This window comes from Roseofilum sp. Guam (assembly GCF_017746735.1).
In the GTDB taxonomy this organism is placed as follows: Bacteria; Cyanobacteriota; Cyanobacteriia; order Cyanobacteriales; family Desertifilaceae; genus Roseofilum; species Roseofilum reptotaenium.
Map to the genome: position 1 here is coordinate 38519 of NZ_JAGHZN010000018.1, position 24022 is coordinate 62540.

The 24022-nt window shown below is 44.2% G+C and carries 19 protein-coding genes; 12 read left to right on the forward strand and 7 right to left on the reverse strand.

Annotated elements, in window-relative coordinates; all coding sequences use genetic code 11:
* Positions 1-14 precede the first annotated feature (14 nt).
* Positions 15-1397 (reverse strand): diguanylate cyclase domain-containing protein, encoded by a 1383-nt coding sequence (locus J7529_RS08795; RefSeq protein WP_318728671.1) that lies wholly within the window; start codon positions 1395-1397, stop codon positions 15-17.
* Positions 1398-1552: 155 nt separating this feature from the next.
* On the opposite strand from J7529_RS08795, the gene J7529_RS08800 reads away from it, so the two are divergent.
* The 3 genes from J7529_RS08800 to J7529_RS08810 all read left to right on the forward strand — a co-directional run bounded on the left by J7529_RS08800 (position 1553) and on the right by J7529_RS08810 (position 4605).
* Positions 1553-2944 carry a hypothetical protein gene (locus tag J7529_RS08800; RefSeq protein ID WP_318728672.1) on the forward strand — a complete coding sequence of 464 codons (1392 nt, stop codon included), beginning with the start codon at positions 1553-1555 and terminating at the stop codon, positions 2942-2944.
* A gap of 203 nt (positions 2945-3147) precedes the next feature.
* Positions 3148-3633 (forward strand): hypothetical protein, encoded by a 486-nt coding sequence (locus J7529_RS08805; RefSeq protein ID WP_318728673.1) that lies wholly within the window; start codon positions 3148-3150, stop codon positions 3631-3633.
* A gap of 63 nt (positions 3634-3696) precedes the next feature.
* Complete coding sequence (locus J7529_RS08810) at positions 3697-4605, forward strand: 2OG-Fe(II) oxygenase (protein WP_318728674.1); 909 nt, start codon at positions 3697-3699, stop codon at positions 4603-4605.
* A 256-nt stretch (positions 4606-4861) separates the two neighbouring features.
* Here J7529_RS08810 and hflX read toward each other — a convergent pair whose 3' ends face one another.
* A complete protein-coding gene (gene hflX / locus J7529_RS08815) occupies positions 4862-6577 on the reverse strand; it encodes a GTPase HflX (RefSeq protein ID WP_318728675.1) in 1716 nt (571 codons plus the stop codon).
* 102 nt (positions 6578-6679) lie between these two features.
* A complete protein-coding gene (locus tag J7529_RS08820) occupies positions 6680-7804 on the reverse strand; it encodes an AMIN domain-containing protein (protein ID WP_318728676.1) in 1125 nt (374 codons plus the stop codon).
* 165 nt (positions 7805-7969) lie between these two features.
* Between J7529_RS08820 and J7529_RS08825 the strand changes: the two genes are divergently transcribed.
* Positions 7970-9364: a sensor histidine kinase gene (locus J7529_RS08825; protein ID WP_318728677.1), complete on the forward strand. Its 1395-nt coding sequence runs from the start codon at positions 7970-7972 to the stop codon at positions 9362-9364.
* Between the two features lie 4 nt (positions 9365-9368).
* On the opposite strand, the gene J7529_RS08830 is transcribed toward J7529_RS08825, so the two are convergent.
* Together J7529_RS08830 and rpmF are read right to left on the reverse strand one after the other, a co-directional pair.
* The gene (locus tag J7529_RS08830; protein ID WP_318728678.1) at positions 9369-9974 is read right to left on the reverse strand and encodes a sulfite oxidase-like oxidoreductase; all 606 of its coding nucleotides are present in this window, start codon (positions 9972-9974) and stop codon (positions 9369-9371) included.
* Positions 9975-10071: 97 nt separating this feature from the next.
* Positions 10072-10242 (reverse strand): 50S ribosomal protein L32, encoded by a 171-nt coding sequence (gene rpmF / locus J7529_RS08835; RefSeq protein WP_271940070.1) that lies wholly within the window; start codon positions 10240-10242, stop codon positions 10072-10074.
* 255 nt (positions 10243-10497) lie between these two features.
* Between rpmF and J7529_RS08840 the strand changes: the two genes are divergently transcribed.
* The 7 genes from J7529_RS08840 (at position 10498) to J7529_RS08870 (ending at position 20145) form a co-directional block, all read left to right on the forward strand.
* Entirely contained in the window at positions 10498-12327 is a 1830-nt protein-coding gene (locus J7529_RS08840; RefSeq protein ID WP_318728679.1) for a caspase family protein, read from the forward strand.
* Positions 12328-12548: 221 nt separating this feature from the next.
* Positions 12549-15545 carry a GAF domain-containing protein gene (locus J7529_RS08845; RefSeq protein WP_318728680.1) on the forward strand — a complete coding sequence of 999 codons (2997 nt, stop codon included), beginning with the start codon at positions 12549-12551 and terminating at the stop codon, positions 15543-15545.
* Positions 15538-15927, forward strand: a complete 390-nt coding sequence (locus J7529_RS08850; RefSeq protein WP_318700577.1) for a response regulator — start codon at positions 15538-15540, stop codon at positions 15925-15927. The genes J7529_RS08845 and J7529_RS08850 overlap by 8 nt, the downstream gene beginning before the upstream one ends.
* Before the next feature lie 6 nt (positions 15928-15933).
* Positions 15934-17319, forward strand: coding sequence for a diguanylate cyclase domain-containing protein (locus J7529_RS08855; protein ID WP_318728681.1), 1386 nt, complete (start codon positions 15934-15936; stop codon positions 17317-17319).
* A 125-nt stretch (positions 17320-17444) separates the two neighbouring features.
* Positions 17445-18761 (forward strand): NAD(P)/FAD-dependent oxidoreductase, encoded by a 1317-nt coding sequence (locus J7529_RS08860; RefSeq protein ID WP_318728682.1) that lies wholly within the window; start codon positions 17445-17447, stop codon positions 18759-18761.
* Between the two features lie 49 nt (positions 18762-18810).
* On the forward strand, positions 18811-19230 hold the full coding sequence (locus tag J7529_RS08865; protein WP_318731823.1) for a secondary thiamine-phosphate synthase enzyme YjbQ: 420 nt from the start codon (positions 18811-18813) through the stop codon (positions 19228-19230).
* A gap of 12 nt (positions 19231-19242) precedes the next feature.
* On the forward strand, positions 19243-20145 hold the full coding sequence (locus J7529_RS08870; RefSeq protein ID WP_318728684.1) for an amino acid ABC transporter substrate-binding protein: 903 nt from the start codon (positions 19243-19245) through the stop codon (positions 20143-20145).
* A gap of 218 nt (positions 20146-20363) precedes the next feature.
* Here J7529_RS08870 and J7529_RS08875 read toward each other — a convergent pair whose 3' ends face one another.
* Positions 20364-20861, reverse strand: a complete 498-nt coding sequence (locus J7529_RS08875; RefSeq protein ID WP_318728685.1) for an HNH endonuclease — start codon at positions 20859-20861, stop codon at positions 20364-20366.
* 254 nt (positions 20862-21115) lie between these two features.
* Between J7529_RS08875 and J7529_RS08880 the strand changes: the two genes are divergently transcribed.
* Entirely contained in the window at positions 21116-22474 is a 1359-nt protein-coding gene (locus tag J7529_RS08880; RefSeq protein ID WP_318728686.1) for a matrixin family metalloprotease, read from the forward strand.
* 77 nt (positions 22475-22551) lie between these two features.
* Here J7529_RS08880 and J7529_RS08885 read toward each other — a convergent pair whose 3' ends face one another.
* A complete protein-coding gene (locus J7529_RS08885) occupies positions 22552-23964 on the reverse strand; it encodes a multicopper oxidase family protein (protein ID WP_318728687.1) in 1413 nt (470 codons plus the stop codon).
* Positions 23965-24022 lie beyond the last annotated feature (58 nt).

Sequence of the window (24022 nt, forward strand, 5' to 3'; positions counted from 1 at the left end):
ATTGAGGCCGTCCACTAGGCACATTCTAGGCGATCGCGTCCTTTTTGTTTCGCTTGATATAAAGCACGATCAGCTTGAGCAATGAGTAACTCCGGAGATTGAATATCCCCAGGAACCACCGCACTGACTCCTAAACTTAACGTTACCCAGGAACACACCTGAGAATGGGCATGATCAAGCCTGAGTGTATGAATGGCTTGGCGAAGACTCTCTCCGACTTGAGCCGCTTGCTCCAAGGACGTTTGGGGAAGAATAATCCCAAATTCTTCCCCCCCATAGCGAGCGGCCAAACTTTCGGCTGTCGGTAAATGATGGGAAAGGGTTTGAGCTACCTTAATTAAACAGCGATCGCCCCCTTGATGGCCATAATTATCGTTATAGAGCTTAAAATAATCCACATCTGCCAAAATTAACGCCAAAGGCCGTTGCTCTAGCTTCAACTGTTGCCATTGCTCGGCCAAATACTGATCGAAATAGCGACGATTGGCAATTTGAGTCAGACCATCCAGATTCGCTTGATTGGTTAATTCTAAATTCGCTTTCTCCAGGGCTAACTCAATCTGTTTGCGCTTAGTAATATCCCGAAACGTTACCGTTAACCCATCTCCAAGTTTGACTAACAAAATCTCAAACCAACATTCAATGTCATCATGAGCATAATAAATTTCTTTTTGGATCGCATGTGAGGTTTCTACCACTGAGATAAACTCATTGAATAGCCCATCGAGTTTTAAACCCGGCAAGGCTTGCAATAACGATTTACTCGATAATTGAGATTGGCCTAATAATTGATAGGCCATAGGGTTAAGCAATAAGCAGCGAAAATCAATTATCTTTTCTTGATGATCTCGGATAGCTTCTAAGGCCGCTATACCATCTAGGGAACTGTTTAAGATTCCTGATAGTAGGGAACGGGATTGAGCTAAAGAGGCTTCGATAGACTTGCGCTTTTCGATTTCTGCGTATAAATGTTGATTTTGGGTTTGCAGTTGCAGTTGTAGAGAGCGCAACCGGAGCTGATTTTCAATTCTGGCTAAAACTTCTATCCCTTCAAAAGGCTTAGTAATATAATCGACCCCTCCCACTCCAAACGCTGTCACTTTATCCAAGATTTCATCAGAAGCACTCAAAAAAATAATCGGGATATCTTGGGTTTTAGGGTTGGATTTTAGATACTCACAAACTTGATAGCCATTCATTTCTGGCATCATTATATCCAATAAAATCAGACTTGGAGGAGAAGACAATGCAGAGCGTAAGGCAAACTCACCATTACGAGCAACTCGGACTTTATAGCCTTCTTTCGATAACAGTTGGGTGAGTACACTTAAGTTCGCTGAAGTGTCATCAACCACCAAGATATCGATTTGATCTGTATGGTTCTGATAGTGATCCATAGCCAGTGAATAGTCGATAGTGGACATTGACTTCTTACAGAAGTCAGGCAAAAGGCAAAAGGCAAGAGGCAAGAGTCATAAGAATATATGATGACTGCATTACTATTCCCTATTCCCTATTCCCTATTCCCTAGCGCGAAGCGCTATAAGATCTTATGTTTAGACTTCCTGAAGGCATTCCCAATTTACCCGATCTTACCCATGCCGACGAATTAATGCAGTTTGGCAGTCATATTTTTAATGCTTTTCTCATTTTTATTCTGGTGGTGGCAGGATTTGGTTTTGTCTTAGCGGCTTTGGGTTTTGCCCTACGACGGGATCGAGATCCTTCGGCTTGGACGCATAAATGGTTACAACGCTATGATCTGCTTTTGGAACTTCTGCAACATGGTGTGGTACTGTTAGTCGCGATCGCCCTTGGCTTTTTCTTCTGTACAACCCTAGCCAACCGCTATCATCATTGGGAACAAGCCAAAGTCGTTGAATCTGCCCAGATCCTCTCTAGGGAGAGATTGGAACAGGCTGCTCCCCAAGTGCGCTACACTATCCATGAAACCTATCGCTATAGCCAATATGTAGAGGGTGAGTATGTGGAGGTGGAGGAAGTCCGAGAGGTCAACCGCTATTTGACTTTAGAAGCTTCTGAGATTGACGTATTGCTCAATCAGGTGATGGATGTGCAAACGAATCTCCCGGTTTATCAGGTTTCTTTTGATGCTCAGTATCAGGTGACGAATCTCTTGGGAGAGAAGGAGGATTTTTTCTTTGAAATCCAGCCTCCCTACAGCTATACGATCCTCCAGAATTTTCGTATCGATCGCGATGGGCAGCGTTTAGAACCCATTAATCCCGGAGATTACGGTTTTCCGTTTAGCTTAGAGTCTAAAGAAACTGCCCAATTTCGGGTTACTTATCAAGTTCAAGGGTCTCCGCGATGGGTCTATAATGCCAATGGACAATTATTATCCAATTTTCAGTTAACGGCGATCGCCAATTTTCCTAAAGCTGATTTTGCCAGTGGTATCGTCCCCACTCAAACCCTCGAAGAAGGACAAGGTAAACGGTTTATCTGGGTATTTGAAGATAACGTTTCTGTCCGTAATCCCTTCGGTGTATTTACCGCTACGAGTCCTGTGGACAGAACAGGAGTCTTGCCCCGTCTACTGTTACTCACTCCTGGTTTATTGCTCTGGTGGATTGGCTTGCTGTATTTATCGTTACCTTTGCAACTGCGAGATGTGGCGATCGCCTGTGGCGTGTTTTTCGCCTGTATTTTTGCCCTCACCTACGCCAGTCGCGTCCTTAGCCCAGAACTATCCTGGGTTCTCCTCTCTTTTGTGTTACTTCCCCTAGCTTGGGGATTAGGTGACAATCGTCGGGAATCCTCTGCTGCACTCATTGCCACTATCTCCGGAGCCGTTTTACCCGTTTTAGGGCTATTGGTTCCCTATAGTGGGTTAACCTTAAGTTTAGCTGCCCTCTTATCCGTCACTTGGTTAGCCGTTCATCACTGGTATGGGTGGTATGTCATTCCGCCGAGACTTTAGAAGGGATGAGGGAATGGGGAGATAGGGAGACGTGGAGATGGGAGGATAGAGAGATAAGAAAAGATTATAACCTTTCTCTCTTCTATGAAGTATAGCTTTAAGCCTTAGACCCTAAGCCATACAAGCTATTGCTATTCGTGCCTATTGCCTAGCGCGAAGCGCTATAGAATCAAATAACCTTTAGCTTTTTAATCTAACTATTTATGTTTTATCAAATTGCCTTAGCCTCCATTATTACTTTGTTCTCGATTGAGTCTTTACCGACAATCGCGTCTGCGACTGACGTATTCAACCCACGCTATGAACAAGATTCATCTCAGACTAAAGAAGTTGAAGAGAGAGCAAAAATCCAAGCCTTACTCGACGAAAACTTAAACGCTATCAATGCAGAAAATGTTGAGAGATATATGAACACGATGCACCCGGATTCTCCCCAATGGGAAATCACAGAACAAACGGTGCTCTATTCCATAGATTTAATGGATTTAAGATATGAAGTGAACGATTGGGAAATTGTTGAAATCACGGGTGATAAAGCTCAAATCATGGCCACTCAAACGACGACCAAAATTGGAGGTGATGCTCAATTTAGGGATAACCAACTGATTATACTTCATACCTTAAAAAAATATAAGGGTGAATGGAAATTTTGGACATCGGAGATTCAAAGTATAGAATTTCTGAATTAAGGGACTTCCCCGATCGTAAGATAACGATCAACTGTTCACTATCAACTCTACACTGTTCATCCAATGAGTAGCCAAACATCAGTAGCCGCAGTTCAAACCATTAAAGTCACCCTGCTCTTAGCTGGAGGTCATCAGTATACCCTGTCTCTGCCCTCCAATTCTCCTATCCTGGTAGCGGTGATGAAAGTCTTGGCTGCCCAAATAGGAAACCAGGGAAGCTCTGGTTCTCAATTATTTCAAATTCCCTTAAATGACGATCGCCAAGCACTCTGTTTTCCCAGTCATCAACTCATTGGCGTCCTTACAGAGCCGCCATTATATGTGCAACAGAAAACACAGCAGATGGCGACTCCTGCACCTCAACCCCCGGCTCCCATATCGAATACCATTACCTCCCGCTTTGTCCATTTAGATAACTTCCTGAGTGACAAAGAGTGCGATCGCTTACTCAAATATGTCAAAAAACGTCAAAAAGATTTTACGAGTACCACTACATCCACTGGAGAAGCAGACTATCGCTATTCCACCGTTCTCTATCACTTCCCCGAATTCTCCGAGATGATGATTGAACGGATAAAAGGGATAATACCAGAAGTTTTACCCCAACTCGATCGCCCCCTGTTTGAACCCCACGATGTGGAAGCCCAATTAACCGCCCATAATGATGGTCATTATTTTAGGCTCCATAATGATAATGGCTCTCCAGATACTGCCACCCGAGAGCTAACCTATGTTTACTATTTCCATAATCAACCCAAAAACTTTAGTGGGGGGGAGCTACTCCTTTACGACAGTACCATCAAAAATGGGTATTATGCTAAAGCAGATACGTACCAAACGGTTGAACCCCGACATAACAGTATTGTCTTTTTCCTCAGTCGTTATTTACATGAAGTCCTACCGGTGCGTTGTCCCTCGAAAAAGTTTACCGATAGTCGGTTTACGATTAACGGTTGGGTGAGAAGAGCGTAGTAATCTATAGCGCTGCGCGCTAGGGAATAGGGAATGGGGAATAGGGAATAGGTTATGTTAGCTCGGTTTCAGTATTGAACCGGAGTCCTAACCGACTCTTTCTCTGCTATAACTGATATTCACCTCCCTTTAGTTGATGCACTTCTGATTATCCACAGGGGTTTCATCCGAGTCCGGTAAATCTTGAGCTGAGGGTAAGTCATGTTTGGGATGGTATTGGAGGTGCATAAGTTCACAAGGAATTTCTCTTTATTCCCTAATTTTGATGGGCAGCATAATGAACCAGTTGACCGAGTTTGTGACGCAGGGTTTCTAAACCCAGACGCGCACTAGCGGAGATAAACAGAGCTTGGGGATAGTTTTCTTGAGCTAGAGCCAGGGTATCGCCATCGACGCGATCGATTTTGTTAAACACCATCAAACTAGGACAAGGTTCGATCGCCAGATCCGATAACAGGGTAGTTACCGACTCCACTTGTTGTTCCCACGCAGGATGGGAGAGATCGACCAAATGCAATAGGGCATCGGCTTCAGTGACTTCCTCTAAAGTCGCCCGGAATGCATCCACTAGGGGAGGGGGCAGTTCGTGGATAAATCCCACGGTATCTGTCGTTAGAATAGTTTGCGCTGCTCCAGTAACGGCATGGGGAACAACTAAACGGCGGGTGGTGGCATCCAGGGTAGCGAACAACTGGTCAGCCGTATAAACTTCAGCATTGGTTAGGGTGTTGAGCAGGGTGGATTTACCTGCGTTCGTATAGCCAACAATGGCGATCGCCGGAATTTCCCGATGTTGCCGCTGATGACGCAAACGACCTCGGTGAGCTTGCAGTTGGTTCACTTCCCGTTGCAAACGAGACAAGCGTCGTGAAATGACCCGCCGCTCGGTCTCTAATTTGGTTTCCCCTGGGCCTCTGGTTCCAATACCTCCACCCAACCGAGACATCATTTGACCGCGCCCGGTTAACCGAGGCAACATATACTCCAGTTGTGCTAACTCCACCTGGAGTTTCCCGGCACGGGACTGGGCCCGTTGGGCAAAGATATCTAAAATGACTTCAGTACGGTCTAAGACTCGAATACCAATTTGGGTTTCCAAATTTCGCACTTGGGCTGGGGATAAATCCCGGTCAAATACGACCAAGGTGGCTCCTAGGGTTTGGGCGGTTAAGGCAATATCCGAGACCTTACCCTTACCAACAACGGTTTGCGGATGGGGCTGCGATCGCTTCTGCTGCATCGTTTCCAAAACAGTACCGCCAGCCGTTTCCACTAACCGAGCTAACTCTTGCAACCCTTCTGAGAACCGTTCAGGACTAGCTCGATCCACCTGTAGACCCACCAATAATACCCGGTCTTGCTCCGTATCAACCGCTTGTGCAACCGCTTCTCGACGAAATTCATTTTCTAGCTCTTCTACCAAGTCCAGAAAATCTGAATCAGTCAATTCCTCCAAACTCACAGGAGGAGAAAGAATCCAATTCGTTTGCGGATCGGCGATTAAATGGGCTAGATACGCCGATTTGACATAACCAGTCGCCCCTTTACCACTGCGATAGGAACCCCCACCACTGAGGGTTAACACCGCTAGAGCATCCAACCGTTGTAAAGCCATGGCAGTGAGCGATGACTTATTGGGCGGAGTCTGCTTCAGTTGGGTGGCAATACAGCGAATACCGCTCAGTCTTTCCATGCCATATCGAGGCAGTTCCAGAGGGGGGATCTGGGTTTGGTGGGGACTGCCCACCCCCACGCGAATGACTTGGCCGCGACGGTTAATGTAGCTACAGACGGGTTGATTAATATCTGAGCTAATGGCAGCAACGCGCTGGGCAAATTCGGACGTAGTTAGGCGATCGCCCGGTAGCCGTTGATGATACAACCGTTGCAATTGTTTGAGTTGACTCGGCTTTAATCCTTGAATGTTGCCGTAGATAGTATCGATAGGCTCTCTCTCCCTGAGCAGTCGCACAAGATTAAACAGATGTTATCCCAATGGGGATAACACGATTGTAGTATATCGATTCTGTCCGGTTGTCTTTAGCGATAAATTTTAATGGAAATCTGGCCGCGATCATAAGCGAATCTCGATGATCTGTCCGGGTTGAATGATGACTGGCAGATTAGGATTGACAGAAGTCAGGCGATCCGATTGTCCTTGAATGGGGAAGGTACGGTCAGAGCCTAGAATAATCGCAGTGGCTTGAAAGCGACTCTGTTGGCCTTGGGTTTCAAATTGCCCAATTACCCGTGTTCCTACGGGGATCAGTAAACTCCCCTGCCGATCTGTGATGGCTTCATGAACAATTAACACTTCTTGTAGGGGAATACCGGGAGTGAGGTAAATGCTCTCCTGGCCTGGATAGCGCAATTTTAAACGAGTTCCGCGAGGGAGGGACGATCTAGGATTCTGAGCAATTCTGGTTCCTGAATTCGACGAGGGCAAATCTTGCCCAAACTCGATGGTAGGAATCACTGTAGAGCGGATAGGGGGCACATCCAAAGTGGGGGCAGGAGCTTGAGGGAGAGATCGCCTTCTGATTCCGACTAAATCTGGTGTCGTTTCTACGGATGCCGGCTGGGTGACCAGGGAAGCGGCTGATGCTCCAGGGGTGGGTTCTTCCGTATTGCCAGTTGGCGCTTGGGACTGACGGGGAAATAGGGGAGGAACCGAGACGAGGGGCTGATTGGCTGGAGGTTCAAATGTGGCTGGAGGGAGGGTTAGGGTTGATGTTGAGCGATCTTGAGTAATCAAGGGACGAATCACGGTTCTATAGAATCCAGCAGATGTGGGAGAGGATTCGATCTGCACTGATTCTGGGGCTAATGTCACCCCAGGAGATAAGTATAAAATTAACTGTGTTTTATCGGATTCTGAAGTCTCTAAGGAAATTTCCTGAATCAATCCTGAGTAAAAATTGCGATCCGTAGGTACTTGAATTTCTGTATCTGGTAATTCTAAAATAATTCTCAGGGGATTCTCGACAACAAAGTAGCGAGGTGTTATTTTTCCTTGGAAGATTAATTCCAATTGAGTCTTTAGGGGGTCATATTGCCATTGTCTAAGTTCGGCAGCTAGAGCGGGAAAAGCCAGGAAATATAAGGCGATTGCTCCAATCCACCCTAAAGAATTCAGGACAATGTTGAGTGGAGACCTCCAAAGTATCCGACTTAATGCTTGAATTTGTCTGTAATTCATATCACACCTTTTTGAGCGAATAATCACCAGTTGATTAGGGTATTGTCACATCAAGATTTCATGAATTCTTAGATACTAATAGATAGAGTTGCGTAAATCTAGAGGGGAAACGATGCTATGTACTTGTATGAACACTACTCAAAACCTGAGACCTATATTCGACGGATGAATTTTTCTGAGGGCATTGACCCCCGCTCAACCCCCAATATCCATCAAAGATTGGTGAAACGAACCCAACAAATGGCCCAAGCTAACTTAGAGTTAGCGGATGAGGTTGCCAAACGGAGGCAGGCAGAAGAAAAATATCGCTCCATGTTTGAGAATGCCATGGAGGGAATGTTTCAAAGCACTCCAGAGGGTGAGTTAATCAGTGCGAACCCGGCTCTGGCTGGGATTTATGGTTATTCTACTGTAGAAGCTCTGAAGAATGAGGGAATTCGAGTAGGAGATCTGTATGTAGATAGAGACCGTCGCCAGGAGTTTGTAGAGCAATTAACGAAATACGGACAGGTGTGGGGTTTTGAATCCCAAATTCGCCAACCGGATGGCCAAGTGATTTGGATTTCGGAAACGGCTAGGGAAGTGCGGAATCCGTCAGGAATTCTTCTATATTATGAAGGGATAGTTCAGAATATCACCGATCGCAAACAAACAGAATTGGCGCTTAAAGAGTCAGAGACTTCTTATCGTCAACAGTCCGAAGCGCTGCAACAGGCTTTAGAGCAAGTACAACTGGCCCAAAGTCAATTGGTACAACAGGATAAGATGTCTTCCTTGGGGCAGTTGGTTGCGGGAGTAGCCCATGAAATTAATAATCCAGTCAGTTTTGTCTGTGGGAATTTGACCCACGCGATCGCCTATACTCAAGACTTGTTAGAGTTAGTAACACTCTACCAAAACCAATATCCAGAACCTGGGGCCGAAATTCAACAGGCCCAAGAGAATCTAGATGTAGAGTTTTTGGTGGCAGATTTACCCCAAGTTCTTGCTTCTATGGAAGTGGGAGCCAACCGCATTAATCAACTGGTTCGGAGTTTGCGTCATTTTTCCCGTGCAGACGATCAAACTCTGCAACCGGTTGATTTGCATGAAGGTTTGGATAGCACCTTGATGATTTTACATAATCGCTTGAAAGCGAAAGGCAGTCAACCGGAGATTGTAGTACAGAAACACTATGGTGAAATTCCGCAGGTTGTCGGATATGGGGGACAACTCAATCAAGTTTTCATGAACTTGTTAAGTAATGCGATCGATGCGATCGAAGAAAGACTCGAACAAGGGGGGTATAAGACGGAAGATCCCCAGATTCAGATTACGACTTCCTTATCTTCTAGCGATCGCGTAGAGATTCGCATTGTGGATAATGGTACAGGTATGACTCCAGAGGTTCAAGAGAAAGTTTTTAAAACTTACTTTACCACCAAGCCCCTGGGTAAAGGAACAGGATTGGGACTATCTCTGAGCCAACAAATTATTACTGAACGCCATAATGGACAGTTGCGATGTGAATCTCAATCAGGTGAAGGAACAGCATTCATTATTGAGTTAGAGCTTACCTAAGCCATTATCGATTGCTATCACTATATCGCTCTTGTGCCCAGGGTTCTCCCCGATGATGATAGCCATTACTCTCCCAAAAGCCTAATTCTTCGCGATCGAGAAATTCTAAACCATGAATCCACTTGGTGCTTTTCCAAGCATATAGATGGGGGATGACGAGGCGAACGGGGCCCCCATGGTCTGCGGATAGAGGTTCACCAAAGAGAGTATGTGCAAAGAAGTTATCTTCTTTTAAGAAATCCTCCAGAGTCAGATTAGTGGTATATCCTCCATAGGCATGTTGCATCAGATAGGTCGCTGTAGGGTTAAGGTCTACCTGTTTCATGAAATCCATAACCCGAACCCCACGCCATTGCACATCTAGCTTTGACCAGTGGGTAACACAATGAAAATCTTTGGTGAAGTCATGTTGGGGCATCGCCATCAAGTCGGAGAAGGTGAAGCTCACTTCTTTGGCTAATCCCCATACCTTCAATTGCCAGGCATCGGCCGTAACTTCGGGCGTTTCCCCATAGGTGAGGACGGGAAACCCCTTACTGAGATGTTGCCCAGGTGGAGTGCGATCTTGCAAGGACGGATCGGGTTTGCTGAAAAATTTACCAATTGCCATACCACAAAGCGTTGAGGGTTTTCCTCTCTATAATAGTCAAGAATGGGTGACCTGATGCCACCCATTCCCAGACCTTTCCCCAGTTTTGATAGGCAATTTACTCTTCTTCTTCATCCTCATCAGAAGGATAGACAAAATTGGATCGTCCCGTAAGGATGGACTTACCCAGAGACATAGCTTTCTGGGCTTCTAGTGCTGCCTTGCGTTTCCAGACAGCGCGACGCTGATTGCGTTTTGTTTTAGAGGTTTTCTTCTTTGGAACAGCCATAGGATGTCAGAGTCCCTTTTAAGAGGGCAATTTTTCCACAACCTTCCAATTATACAGAAGGCAATAGGCAATAGGCAATAGGCAATAGGCAAATGAGTCAAGGTTTCTCTCTCCCATTCTCCTCCATCTCTGGGTCTCGAGTGTGCCCATGTCCCCCATCCAACCCCCTCTTGTGACCAAGGACAATACCCGATACATTAAAGACAAATTCAAAGACACTAACCATCAAGGCACTAGGTATATTAGGAGTGGGTCATGGGAAAAACTAGGGCGATCGCCATCGGCATTAATCAGTATCAGTATTTCCAGCCGTTAAGCTATGCCCAACAAGATGCCCAAGCATTTTGTGATTTTTGGACGTATCAAGCTGGGTTATCTCTGGATCAATGCTTACTCCTGAGTGAGGTTTCTCAACCCATTCAGGGTGAATCAACTTACCCGGATCGCCCCACAATAGAAGGATGGATGGAGAAAATTTCTAGTGGCAATCATCCACAATTCCAGCTCGATCCAGAAGATCGCCTCTGGCTGTTCTTTAGTGGTTACGGTTCCAGTGTCGATGGCCAAGACTATTTGATGCCCATTGACAGCGATCCCAATCAAGTCAGCATCACAGGAATCTCTATGGCTTGGTTATTCAACTCTCTCGCCAACTTACCGACTCAAAATCTGTTGGTGGTGTTAGATATGAATCGGCCATCGAGTTTGCAAATTGGGGGACTTTTAGGGAATCAGACCGCTAATTTAGCGCGAGAACTAGAAATTGCCACTCTTCTTTCGTGTCAACCCGGTCAATTTTCCCAAGAGACCTTAGAATTACGACAAGGGTTATTTACGGCTGCTTTGCTGGAAGGATTGCGATCGGGTCAATGCAGTACATTAGCGAGTTTAGATCATTATCTGCACCGTCGGCTAATGGAATTGAGCGATCAACACAATCGACCCAACCAACAAGCCTTGATGGTGGTGAATCCTCCCGGCCGAGTTCATCGGGTGATTTTACCGATTGAGGAGACCGAAACAGAGGAAGCCCTTTCTCAAAGTTCCAGTACCGCTGAACCACTAAGTGTTCCGTCCGGTTCTGGGGTTATTCCTCAGCCAAGCCCTGTTGCCCAGAAAACCTCAACAGATATTCATAAGCCTATGGAACCTGACAAAAAACCCCAATCTCAAGACCCCAAATCCAATGAAGAAGATGCACAATTTTGGCGATTACTGATTCTGGCTTGGGGGGGTATTGCCCTAATTTTGATTGGAGGAGTCTTTTTACGCAATCGTAATGCGTTAACTACGGTCGAAACACCACCTAGTCCAGCAGTGACTGATCCAGTTGCGGGTTCTCCGGCTCCAACTCCTGCCGCAAGTCCTTCGGAAGTGGTGGTGATTCCTGCCCCGGCTGATTCTCCAGTCGCGGCGACTCCAGCTCCTTCTCCAGCGGTTCCTCAAGCTCCAGCGACTGTAGCTACACCGGCTCCCGCTCCCCAACCTCAGCCAGCGAGTGCCCCAACCTTGACCCAGGTGACAAGTATTTTAGGCTCTCAGCAAGCGTCGCTGTATGTAAAGGCGATTGAAGAAGCGCGGAAAATTTCGGCAGATAATCCCAATTATGCTGAGGCTCAAGGAAAAATTGAGCTATGGAGTCAAGCCATTATGGATATTGCCATGGGTCGGGCAGCTCAAGGGCAGTTTGAGGGGGCGATCGCCGCTGCTCAACTGGTGCCACCCGAAGTCTCGGCTTATTCAGCCGCCCAAAGTTCAATGACTACTTGGCAACAGCAGGCAGCTCAAGCCAAGGCGAATCAGGTGGTGATTCAACAAGCCAGTAGTAAGATTAAGGCCAATCAAGCGTCTTCTTATAATCAGGCAATCGCCCAGGTGAAGACCATTGGGGCGGATCAACCCCGATATAACCAAGCTCAAACACTGGCCAACCAATGGAGTAGTGAAATCCTCAAAATTGCCTACCGTCGGTTAGCCAGTGATGGTCCGGCACAGGCGATCGCGGCAGCTAAATTGGTTCCCGAAAACACAGCAGCTTATGCAGAGGCCCAACGGGCGATCACCGTTTGGCAAACTCGCTTATAACGCATAGCCCTGAAAGCCAACAGATTCACAACTCTGAAGGGATACAACGAACCGGTTGTATCCCTTATTCATTAGAAAATTTATTGCCGATTGCCTTGGGACACACCAGAATCCTAAAAAAGGTTTAAACTTCTTTACGCACAGTTCCCCTTCCAATCTTTTATACTGGTCAAGCTACCGATCAAGGCAATGATAGTCACTTTTTCCCCCTTATAAATTCCATGTCCGATGAGTATATTGTGGTTAAAACCAGTGAATATACGTCCCTTCAAGAGGAAGTAAAACGTCTCAGAGAACGGGTATGGGCACTTGAACAGCCGACCCAAATTCAACCTGAACCTATCCAGGTTGCTCAACAAAAAGCCCTTTTAGCCGTCATTACACGCATTCGTCAATCTCTGGATGTGGAAACTATTTTCCAATCAACAGCGATAGAAGTACGACAACTGTTAAATGCCGATCGGGTAGGCATGTATCAATTTGCTGAAAACTCTAACTACCAATGGGGGGAATTTGTCTCGGAGGATGTCTTACCACCTTTTTCTTCCACTTTAACTGCTCGAATTGAAGATCACTGTTTTGGCGATAATTATGCCCAATATTACCAAGAAGGGCGAATTTGGGCTTGCAATGATATTTATGCACAAGGTTTAAATGCTTGCCATATTAAGATCTTAGAGCAATTCCAAGTGCAAGCTAATTTGGTGGTTCCCCTCCTAAAGGGAGAGATATTATGGGGACTTCTCTGTATTCATCAGTGTCGCGCTCCTCGATGTTGGCAACCCCAAGAAATAGAATTTATTTCCCAGATCGCGGTTCATTTAGGAGTTGCTCTACAACAGGCAGAAGTCTTAGCCGGGCAAAAACAACAGTCAGATCGGCTAGCTAAAGCGGTAGCTCAGGCTGTGGATCGGGAACAGGCGATCGCTGCTGTAATCACGAAAATCCGCCAATCCCTCGATCTCGATACCATTTTTCGCACCACCACCGATGAAGTCCGTCAACTGCTCAAAGCCGATCGAGTCGTCATTTATCGTTTTAACGAAGACTGGAGTGGAGAATTTGTTGTAGACTCTGTTGCTCCGATGTGGAAATCCTTAATTATCGGGCAACAGGAAAATCCAGGTTTGAACTGTAAGATTGGTGAATGTAGCCTCAAAAATCTAGAACATTTGTCCGTCACAGATACTTACTTTCAGCAAACCCAAGGCCAATTATTTAACCAAGTGCAATCATTTCGGGTTTGTTCAGATATCTATAATAGTAACTTTTCTCAATGTTATATTCAGGCCTTAGAATCCTATCAAGCTAGAGCCTATGCCATTGTCGCCATTTATCGACACCAGCGTCTATGGGGCTTATTAGCTGCCTTTCAAAATTCTGGCCCCAGGGATTGGCAAGAGATTGAAATTAACTTCTTAGTTCAGATTAGTTCTCAATTAGGAGTGGCTATTCAACAAGCAGAATTATTAGCCCAAACCCAAAAACGCTCTAGCGAATTAAAAAGCACATTAGATGCCCAACTGCAAAAACGAGCCAATGAATTAGAGCAAGAAGCACAACGGGAGAAGGCGATCGCTGAAGTAATTGATAAAATTCGTCGTACCCTAGACTTAGAGACTATTTTTCAAACGGCTGCCACAGAAGTCCGACAACTGCTAAATGCAGATCGAGTCGCTATTTTTGAGTTTGATCGCGAATCCGACTGTACTCAGGGAAAATTTGTTTCTGAAGATGTCTTACCTAGCTTTGAATCAACCTTAACTCAAAAAGTTTATGATTATTGTTTTGATTGGCATCAGAACAATAATCATAAACCCGGAAAACTACAAGCCATTTCCGATATTTTCACGGCAGATCTATCTCCTTGCTATTTTAATATCTTAAACAAATTTCAAATTCGGGCCAATCTAGTTCTCCCCCTAGTTAAAGGGAATCAGTTATGGGGTTTGCTATGTATTCATCAATGTTTCAAATCCAGAACTTGGGACCCCAAAGAAATTGAATTTACCCGTAAAATTGCCATTCAGTTAGGCGTAGCCTTACAACAGGCAGAATTACTCTCTCAAGCACAAAAGCGATCCAGTGAATTACGAATAACCCTAGCAGATTTAAATGCCATTGTTGATAATTTAGCCGATGGCTTATTAGTGACTGATACCCAAGGGAGAGTAACTCGATTTAATCCGGCTCTTTTGTCGATGTTTAACTTAGAACGATGGCAACTAGAAGGACAGAATGTTTGGACAATTTTCTCCCCTGAATTAGAGGAGTTGATCGCATTAATTCATAATCGAAATCAAGAAATTATTACCCTTGATGTGAAGTTGGGGAATCATCGCGAAGGTCAAGCCTTAGCGACGAGTATTATTAAGGAAGGAGAAGGAATGGAAGGGGATCAATGTATGGGTTCAGTGATTCTCATTCGAGATGTCACTGTCGAGCGGGAAGTCGATCGGATGAAAACTGATTTCTTAAACACAGTTTCCCATGAATTGAGAACCCCTTTAACTTCAGTACTAGGATTTGCAGAAATGATTCAGGAGAAGCTGGAAGAAATTATTTTTCCTGCGACTATACAACAGGATAGAAAAGTGAAGCGATCGGTTGTCGCAGTCAGTAATAACATTGACATTATCATTTCTGAAGCAGAACGGTTAACCTCCCTAATCAATGATGTATTAGATATTGCCAAAATGGAATCTGGTCGAGTAGACTGGAATATTCAAGCCGTTAATCCAAAAGTTATTTTGGATCGAGCGATTGCCGTAACTTTTTCTCTCATCAACAGTAATAATTTACAGTTAATCAAAAAAATTAATCCAGATTTACCCGTGATTGAAGTTGATACCGATCGCCTGATTCAAGTCCTCATTAATTTAATCTCTAATGCTGTAAAATTTACCGAACAAGGAACCATTACTTGTGAAGCAAAGGTTGTAGACAACCACCTGGTGGTTTCCATTATTGATACAGGTATAGGTATTGCACCAGAAAACCAGGATACTGTATTTGAGCGGTTTAAGCAAGTGGGGGATATTTTAACGAATAAACCTAAAGGAACAGGTTTAGGATTAGCAATTTGTAAACAGATTATTGAATATCATGGGGGTAAAATTTGGGTTGAAAGTGCCCTTAATCAGGGAAGTAAGTTTTCTTTTCTGCTTCCCCTTGATCCAAAAGTAATTAGAACACATATAGAGGAATTCAATGAATAAAAAAGTCTTAATTGTTGATGATGAACCTAATATCCTTATCCTCATGGAACAAGCCCTTGAAAAATTAGAGGATGAAGATGACGTAATTCTCTTAACAGCTAAAAATGGTCAAGAAGCATTGGAGGTAATTGAAGAAGAAAACCCTGACTTAGTTTTTTTAGATGTGATGATGCCTAAGATGAATGGACTAGAAGTTTGTGCCCAAGTTAAAGAAAATTCTAAGTTTGATAATATCTATATTATTATGCTGACGGCAAAAGGTCAAGAGTTTGATAGAAAAACGGGCATAGCTGTAGGAGCAGATTTGTATATGACTAAACCTTTTCGTCCGAAAGAAGTATTGGCTAAATCAAGAGAAATTCTTGGATTTATAAATGAGTAAATTTTAATGATAAATATTAATTTTAAAAAAATTGTCCTCAAGCCTAGAATAAAAAAAATCATCCAGCAGCTCATTAATGATAATCATCAGATAGGGATTTTAGACGATCGTCAACTTCCCATTTTAGGAGAGCTAACCCTAGCTAATGCCCAAGGATATGAAATTGTCGTAGAAGATAAAATTTTAGGTTGGGTCGTCAGCGAAGATATCTATAATTCGATTGCCCAACTGGTCATTTATTTAATTGAAATAGAAGTCAATAAAAAAGTGTTAGCGGCTGATGCTTTAGACAAATACGAAGAACTTAACTTTTTGTATGATATCTCCTCTAAAATATCTACGTGTTTGCATGTCCACGAAGTAATCAAGCTCATGGCAAACGAAGCATTCAAACAAATACCCGGTAATGCCTTAGTAGTCATGATTTATAATGCTTATGAACAATCTATGCAAACGTTTTATCCTAAAACTGATGAAAATCAAGTCATCTTAGGGAAGAAAATTCCAACTAATATCGGAATTTATGGTTCTGTTTTTAATTCAGGAAAGGCGGAAATTGTAAATCAGGTGACTTTAGATCCTCGATTTATTCCTCAAGATTTTGAAATTGTGTCTATGATGTGTTGTCCGTTAATGACACAAACGGGGAAATTAGGCATCATTCAAATTAGTAGCGATCGCGCCCTAGACTATACTGCCCAAGACCTCAAGTTATTTACAGCTCTAGCTTCCCAAGCCGCCGCCTCAATTCAGAATGCCCTATTTTATGAACAACTCCGGGACTATTCCTATACCTTAGAGAGAAAAGTAGCTGAAAGAACTGCTGAATTAGAGCGGGTAAACCAAGAATTAAATCAACTGGCTAATTTAGATGGTTTAACCCAAGTAGCAAACCGTCGCTGTTTGCAAGAAACATTTGATCGAGAATGGTATCGACTTGCAAGGGAGAAATCGCCCCTATCTATTATTATCTGTGATGTAGATTATTTTAAGCGCTATAATGATACTTATGGACATCAAATGGGAGATGAATGCTTACAAAAAATAGCGGAAGCAATCAAACAAGCTTTAAAAAGACCAGCGGATTTAGTGGCTCGATATGGAGGAGAAGAATTTGTCGTGATTTTGCCCAATACTCAAGCATCTGGAGCTTGGATAGTTGCTCAAGAAATCCAAGAGCATGTGCGTCAACTATCCCTCGATCATCAAGCCTCGCTCGTTAGTCCTTTCATTACGATGAGCATGGGACTCTCTTCAACCATCCCCACTCACGAAACGTCAGGAGAAGAATTATTTGAAATTGCGGATCAAGCCCTCTACGAAGCTAAAAAACAGGGTCGCGATCGCATGATATTTCGGGAATTTAAATCGCCAGATCTTCAACCTCAATAACCCAAAGTGCCAGAGAATGATGGTATCTCTAGGCTTTAGTGTATCATTCATTATTCATAGTTAATTCAATATTTCATTGCTAAACTAAGATCGGATCGCAATCTTACGTTGAGAACCCAAACGCTATGGTTGATGCAAAAACCCAATCCTCTGTCCCCCATGTCGTGATTGTTGGAGGAGGCTTTGGGGGGCTTTATGCAGCCCAAAGCCTAGGCAAAGCACCGGTTAAACTGACCTTAATCGATAAACGCAATTTCCACCTATTTCAACCCTTACTGTATCAAGTGGCGACGGGGAGTTTATCTCCTGCGGATATTTCTTCCCCTCTGCGCTTGGTTTTAAATCAAAATAAAAATACCCAAGTCCTTTTAGAGCATGTAAAGGATATTGATCCCGATCGCCAACAGCTTACCCTCGACAACCGTACCCTCTCCTACGATACCCTGATTCTGGCCACAGGTGTGAAGCATCACTATTTTGGCAACGACCAATGGCAAAATATTGCCCCTGGTTTGAAAACTATCGAAGATGCTCTACTCATGCGTCGTCGCATTTATGGCGCATTTGAAGCCGCAGAAAAAGAAACTGACCCCGAAAAACAAAAAGCTTGGCTGACGTTTGTGATTGTCGGTGGTGGCCCGACTGGAGTAGAATTAGCAGGGGCGATCGCCGAATTAGCCCATAGCGTCCTCAAAAACGACTTTCATCACATCGACACCACCAGCGCCCAAATTTTGCTCCTAGAGGGAGTAGATCGCATCTTACCCCCTTACAGGCCAGAATTGTCCATTAGAGCAGAAGAAGACCTCACCCAGCTAGGGGTAAGGGTACAAACTCAGACCCTAGTCACCCAAGTCACGGACGGTTCAGTAACCGTGCGGCAAGGAGAAAAAGAAAACGTAATTCCTGCTCGTACCATTCTCTGGGCTGCTGGGGTCAAGGCTTCGAGTCTTGGGAAAGTACTCAATGAGAAAACCGGAGTTGCCCTAGATCGGGCAGGTCGGGTAAGGGTAGAAGAGAATCTAAGCATTCCCGGTTATCCGAATATTTTTGTTATTGGTGACCTAGCCAACTTCTCCCATCAAGGAGAGCAACCCTTACCCGGTATTGCCCCTGTCGCTATGCAACAAGGTAAATATGTGGCCCAATGGATAAAACAGGAACTGCGCGGCCAAACCCATTCCCCCTTCCGCTATACCGAAGTTGGAAGTCTAGCCGTAATTGGTCAAAATGCGGCGGTGGTAGACTTAGGATGGATTAAGCTCACCGGATTTATTGCCTGGTTAACCTGGGTATTCGCCCATATCTATTATTTAATTGAGTTTGATAATAAATTAGTCGTCATGGTGCAATGGGGATGGAACTACCTGACCAGTGGAAGAGGAGCGCGGTTGATTACCGGTGAAGATTCTCTTCCCAAAGGAGTAATGAGTAATGAGTAATAGGACATTTCCCCGTGTCTCCGTGTCTCCGTGTTTCCCCCATTCCCCCATGACCCATTATCAAACCCAATTGCATATCAAAACCACAGGAAAGAACTTTTCCGCTATCACGGCTCAAATTAAACAAGTAGTCAAAGAATCCGGGATTCAAACTGGATTATGTACCCTGTTTTTAAGGCATACTTCCGCCAGTTTAGTCATTCAAGAAAATGCCGATCCTGATGTTTTGCAAGATTTAGCTAACTTTTTTGCCAAATTAGTTCCTGAAGATGGAATAAGTTATATTCATGATGCTGAAGGGCCAGATGATATGCCCGCTCATATCCGCAGCGCATTAACCAAAACGTCAGAACAAATTCCCATTCACCAAGGACGCTTACTGTTAGGGACTTGGCAGGGGATTTACTTATGGGAACATCGCAGTCGGAGTCACCACCGGGCACTGGTCGTTCATATTAGTGGAAATTAGGAAAATATTCAGATGCAGAAAAAGCTAGCGATCGCTACAGCTCTATTGAGCTTAATTCCCCTTTCTATTGCTTATCCCAGTTGGGCAGCTAATGTTCTCGAACAAGTGAATCAAAGCGGAACCTTAAGAGTTGCCGTTCGCCAAGATACCATTCCCTTTGGATTCAAAAATGGTCGAGGACAATGGATGGGATTTTCGGTGGATTTAGTTAAGCGTATTCAAGCCGAGCTAGAAGCAGAACTGAATAAATCTATTGAGATAGAATGGGTCGAAGTTGATACCCAAAATCGGTTTCAAGCCATTCAAGAGAATCAGGTAGATCTCGATTGTGGCTCAAACTCTTTTACTTGGGAACGAGATGAAATCGTCGATTTTTCTATTAGCTACTTTAGCACAGGGACTCAGCTTTTAGTTCCACAACAAACTAAGCTAGGAAACCCAGAATCTTTACAGGGGAAACGTATAGGAATTATTGAAAATACCACCAATGCTGAAATCATTCAAAAGATCCAACCCAATGCTGAATTTATCTGGGTGCGCGATCGCGTCCAGGGATTGCAACAATTAGAACAAGGAAACATTGATGCCCTAGTGAGTGATGGAGTTCTCCTAGAAGCTCTCCGGAGAACCGCCAAAGACCCCCAAGCCTGGAGAGTGACCCCCAGTCGTCCTTACAGCTTAGAATCCTATGCTTGTATTCTCCCAGAAAACAATTCTCGTTGGCAATCAATGATTAATTACAGCTTGGTTAAATATATGCAAGGATTTTTAACCGATAAACCTGCCGAAATTGCCATTTTTCAACGCTGGTTTGGAACAGATGGGTTACTTCCCTATCCTCGACAAGCCATTTATTTTCATTATCAAGAAACTCTAAATTCTTTACAGTGGCTTCCAGAAAATGAATGGGAATAGCTGTAAGGTGGGGAGAAAAATCTCTTAGAACATTGCCTGTTCCCCAGCGTGATAGCATTGCATCATAGCCAATTAACCGGACTTGATTATGACACGGAGAATGGGTAATGACCCAATCTGCTGGGTTGAGGAGCTTTTCCTCTATATTCCCTAGAGATTTGCCGATCATTACCCATCATTTAGCGTTGAAAAAAACCCCTGAAGATGAAGTCAGGGGTTTAGATGCCAATCACATATTTTTTCCATTCTTGATGTGTACCGCTCGTCACATGCTTTTGCAGCTCGAAATAGAGACTGCTGTATGGCTTTCGCGGGGGATGAGATAAAGTCATAGAAGCTTCTTCTGGAGTCCGGTTTCCTTTTTTGACATTACAGCGAACACAGGCTGTGACTAAGTTTTCCCAGGTATCTCCTCCTCTGCGCGATCGCGGAATTACATGATCGAGCGTTAGCCCATCTCCCTTGTATCCACAGTATTGACAGCAATGGGAGTCTCTGTATAAAATATTCCGTCTTGTCAAGGGAATTTCTTTATAGGGAACTTGGATATAGTGCCGCAGTCGAATTACGGTTGGTAAGGGAAAACCAGGGCACAACAACTTACCATTGTGTTCTACTTGTTCGGCTTTTCCCTTGAGCAACAGAATAACCGCCCGTCGCCAGGTAGCGATATTGAGCGGTTCGTAAGAGGCATTTAACACCAGAACCTTGCTCATGGATATAGATAATTGCAAAAAGATTTTCAAATAGCCTAGCACATTGTTTTCCTTTAAGCATGAAATCAGGGATTGCAATCCATCTGTTCAGCTCCTTATTGATGGTGCTAAGGCTTGAAGCTGTATTCCATAGAAGAGAGAAGCCCCATATTATATTTTTGGCGTTACCGATCTAAAAATAATCTAAAATTTTCTAGTTCTTCCCAAAAAGATATAATAAATTATACTAGAATATAAATAAAAATACCAAATCCATGCCAACAGATGAGTATGCATTAGAGTCTGCATTGACTTCAGGATCGGCGATCGCCGGAACCCCTAGCGCTGATACTTTGATTGGAACCCCGAACCCGGATAAAATCATTACTTATGCTGGAGACGATTGGATTGCCGGAAATCAAGGCTCAGATACTCTCAAAGCCAATACAGGCCAAGATCTACTTTATGGCGGCCAAGACTCGGATCTGCTCTATGGAGGTCAAGGAAATGATACCCTTTACGGGGACAAGGGGAGCGATCGCCTTTCCGGAGACCTCGGTTCAGACCTCCTTATCGGGGGTGCAGATCGAGACTTCTTTATCCTCAGTCAGCCATCCCCCGCAAACCAGACCCAAGCAGATTGGATACTTGATTTTGAAGACGGTCAAGATTATATCCAACTTACGGGTAGCTTAACCTATGAGCGCCTAATCATTGCTTTAGGAACCGACAACTTAACCGGTACAACCCTCATTCAAGACCTCCTCACCGGCCAAACCCTTGCCATTTTATCCGGTATTCATCCCAATCAATTAACTCCTGAAGACTTTATTAGTAAGGCTCTCCCCTTTACCCTAAGCCAAAGCGCACAATCCGATTCTCCCTTACTCCTAGCCCCTCCCGAAACTCCCACCTCATTTAACATTGAATTTGACTATCGATTCGATCACAGTGGTTTTTTCAACGATCCTAACTGTCGTCAAATCCTAGAAACTGCTGCCTCCTTCTGGGAGCGCCATATTCTGGATGAATTTGCAGATCTAGCTCCCGGAACCCCCATTTATATCAAAAATCCCACCACTCGAAGCACCATATCGTTTACCCTAGATCGTCCGATTGATGATGTACTCGTCTTTGTTGGTGCAGCGCCTCTCTCCTCCCCCATTCTTGCTCAAGCAGGGCCAAGTGGCAATTGGACTCCTGGTAGTGACCTCGATCGCCGATTTAACAGTGCCAACTTTGAGCCTTGGACGGGTCATATCAGTTTTAATTCAAGCATTAATTGGTTTATCGATCCAACGCCCCAAACCCATAATGATATTCCGCCAGGACAAGTGGATTTAATGACCGTTGCGGCCCATGAACTCGGCCATATTCTGGGTATAGGTAAATCCCAAGCCTTTAACCAATGGATATCCGGTCAAACCTTCATCGGACCCAATGCCCTAGTGATGACTGAAGGTTTAGGGGTTCCCTTAGCTGACGATTTATCCCATATTGAAGACCATTTCTTACCCAATGGCATCAGTGGAGATTCCTTACTCACACCCTTTGTTTCTTTAGGGGTACGACAATTCCCTACCCTTCTCGATTTAGTGCTCTTACAAGACGTTGGATATCAGATTACGGTTTAGGGAATGGGGAATAAGAACAACCCAGTTTTGCCCTTTCCTTGGATATTCCATAAATAAAGCACTTGAGTGTTAAATTATCAAACGATCTCTAACATACCCATCATACCTTGATCTTCATGGTCAAGGATATGACAGTGGTAAACGGTTTTGCCGATAAAATCTTGATACTGAATTCGTAAGCGAACGGTTTCCCCACGACGGACATTAACCACATCTTTCCAGGCTAAAAGGGGTTCAGGAGTTTGATTGCGGCCGATCACTTGGAATGAGTTGAGATGGATATGAAAGGGATGATCCATTCCTCCTGGATTAATGATTTCCCACTCTTCAATTTGATTCAATTTGACCCTAACATCGATACGTTGATGATTAAAGACCCGATCGTTAATCAAAAATACCATTCCCCTTCCTGGAGTCATGCCATGATTGAGGGTAAACTGGCGCAGGGTTTGCGGTTCAGGTAACGGTGTAATGGGAATCAGGGTTTTGGGTAGGGGAATGGGGGCGACAGGTTCAGTATACTTGAACGTGGCGATCGCCTGAGTTTGGTTGCTGCTAGAGGATAATCTCATATGCCCCATCATGCCCACGGTTCCCCGGTCATAGGGTAAACTTGATAACGTATACTGGGATGGGGGGCGATCGCCTGAAATTAAAACCTGTACTCGCTCTCCTGGCGCTAACAGTAATTCTCGTAATTCTACCGGTTCGGAAATTGCACCCCCATCTGTAGCAATTAAATAAAAGGGATGTTCATCTAAGGATAAGCGATAAAACCGAGAACTGGACGCATTCAACAAGTGTAAGCGCAGCAAACCTTGGGCAGGAATAGAAAACTCTGGCTTGATTTTCCCATTCACCGTCACCAATTCTCCTTCTCTCCCTAACATAATTGCCCCATGGGAGAGGTGGAAATTACGATTAGCACTAAAATCTTGTAACACTAAAAATTCTTCAGAAGCGGCTTTAATTTCTGGAATTTCGTCTAATTCACCCCGGACAATCAACAAGCCAGCTAATCCTTTAAATACCTGTTCTGCTACTTGTCCATGGTAATGGGGATGATACCAAGAAGTGACCGCCGGATGATTTTCAGGCAGCGTAAATTCATAGCTGAATTGTTCTCTAGGAGGAACAGCAATAAACACATTATCAGCCGTTCCTGTGGGCGGAATATGCAATCCGTGATAATGAAGGTTGCTCGTTTGGGGTAATTGATTCTGAAAATTAATTTGAATCGTATCTCCGGGTTTCGCTTCTAGTCTTGGCCCGGGAATTTGCCCATTATATCCCCATTGCATGAGCCGATTTCTGCCGAATTGCATTGGCATTTCTTGGGCAACCATATCCACAGATAAAAATCCATCTTGACTGATATGAGTATTCGGCATAGCTGGGGCTTGGCTGATCGTTTTCCGACTACATTGACTCAGTAGGATTGTGCCGCTTGTACTGGCCATATAAGTCAGGAATTTTCGTCGGTTGAGCATATTTTTTTATAGAGTAGTTTTCATTTTTAAGTCCGGTTAAATACATTGTATCATAATA

Bases quoted from the DNA above. Each gene is read 5' to 3' on its own strand.
- J7529_RS08795 (WP_318728671.1), bottom strand. From the start codon at position 1,397: ATGGATCACTATCAGAACCATACAGATCAAATCGATATCTTGGTGGTT.
- J7529_RS08800 (WP_318728672.1), top strand. From the start codon at position 1,553: ATGTTTAGACTTCCTGAAGGCATTCCCAATTTACCCGATCTTACCCAT.
- J7529_RS08805 (WP_318728673.1), top strand. From the start codon at position 3,148: ATGTTTTATCAAATTGCCTTAGCCTCCATTATTACTTTGTTCTCGATT.
- J7529_RS08810 (WP_318728674.1), top strand. From the start codon at position 3,697: ATGAGTAGCCAAACATCAGTAGCCGCAGTTCAAACCATTAAAGTCACC.
- J7529_RS08820 (WP_318728676.1), bottom strand. From the start codon at position 7,804: ATGAATTACAGACAAATTCAAGCATTAAGTCGGATACTTTGGAGGTCT.
- J7529_RS08825 (WP_318728677.1), top strand. From the start codon at position 7,970: ATGAATTTTTCTGAGGGCATTGACCCCCGCTCAACCCCCAATATCCAT.
- J7529_RS08830 (WP_318728678.1), bottom strand. From the start codon at position 9,974: ATGGCAATTGGTAAATTTTTCAGCAAACCCGATCCGTCCTTGCAAGAT.
- rpmF (WP_271940070.1), bottom strand. From the start codon at position 10,242: ATGGCTGTTCCAAAGAAGAAAACCTCTAAAACAAAACGCAATCAGCGT.
- J7529_RS08840 (WP_318728679.1), top strand. From the start codon at position 10,498: ATGGGAAAAACTAGGGCGATCGCCATCGGCATTAATCAGTATCAGTAT.
- J7529_RS08845 (WP_318728680.1), top strand. From the start codon at position 12,549: ATGTCCGATGAGTATATTGTGGTTAAAACCAGTGAATATACGTCCCTT.
- J7529_RS08850 (WP_318700577.1), top strand. From the start codon at position 15,538: ATGAATAAAAAAGTCTTAATTGTTGATGATGAACCTAATATCCTTATC.
- J7529_RS08855 (WP_318728681.1), top strand. From the start codon at position 15,934: ATGATAAATATTAATTTTAAAAAAATTGTCCTCAAGCCTAGAATAAAA.
- J7529_RS08860 (WP_318728682.1), top strand. From the start codon at position 17,445: ATGGTTGATGCAAAAACCCAATCCTCTGTCCCCCATGTCGTGATTGTT.
- J7529_RS08865 (WP_318731823.1), top strand. From the start codon at position 18,811: ATGACCCATTATCAAACCCAATTGCATATCAAAACCACAGGAAAGAAC.
- J7529_RS08870 (WP_318728684.1), top strand. From the start codon at position 19,243: ATGCAGAAAAAGCTAGCGATCGCTACAGCTCTATTGAGCTTAATTCCC.
- J7529_RS08875 (WP_318728685.1), bottom strand. From the start codon at position 20,861: ATGAGCAAGGTTCTGGTGTTAAATGCCTCTTACGAACCGCTCAATATC.
- J7529_RS08880 (WP_318728686.1), top strand. From the start codon at position 21,116: ATGCCAACAGATGAGTATGCATTAGAGTCTGCATTGACTTCAGGATCG.
- J7529_RS08885 (WP_318728687.1), bottom strand. From the start codon at position 23,964: ATGCTCAACCGACGAAAATTCCTGACTTATATGGCCAGTACAAGCGGC.